General features: G+C 53.6%; 1 protein-coding gene. It reads right to left on the reverse strand.

Translation table 11 applies throughout. The annotated features are described in order from the left end of the window. Nucleotides 1-444 (reverse strand): plasmid replication protein RepC (repC, locus tag RGM3321_RS00125; RefSeq protein ID WP_244391010.1); only part of this gene is annotated, 444 nt, incomplete at both ends.

The raw sequence follows: 444 nt of genomic DNA on the forward strand, positions 1-444 counted from the left end.
TTGATATGCCCCGATCGCTCAAGGATGCAGGCCATTGTGACCGCGGCGTTTTCAGGCCCCATCACTTCGCAGGCCTCCTGGTACGCCGAAGGGCTGACCCCGAGCATCGATCGCACCACAACTGCGGCCGACATCAGGTCTCGCCAGTTGTTCACTGCGCCCCCAGGGCCGTAGGACATAACTTCCGGGCAGGCCTTCAGCACCAATCCCAATGGGAATACCCGCATTGTCCCCTCGGTAGGCTGATTGTTTTGCGTCGGCGTCGCCTCCAGCTCTTTTTCAGAGCTAGGTTCAAATTCAATGATGGATTGGGGTTTTGAATTCTGTATGTGACGCTCATTATGGGCATCATTGGTGCTAGTATTTTCTGTTTTTTGCTGCATTTCGAGCAAGTTGACGATTTCATCCTGCAGCAGCCTCATCTCTTCGAGCAGTGAATTCACT

The sequence above is a fragment of the Pseudomonas sp. RGM 3321 genome, assembly GCF_022836805.1.
In the GTDB taxonomy this organism is placed as follows: Bacteria; Pseudomonadota; Gammaproteobacteria; order Pseudomonadales; family Pseudomonadaceae; genus Aquipseudomonas.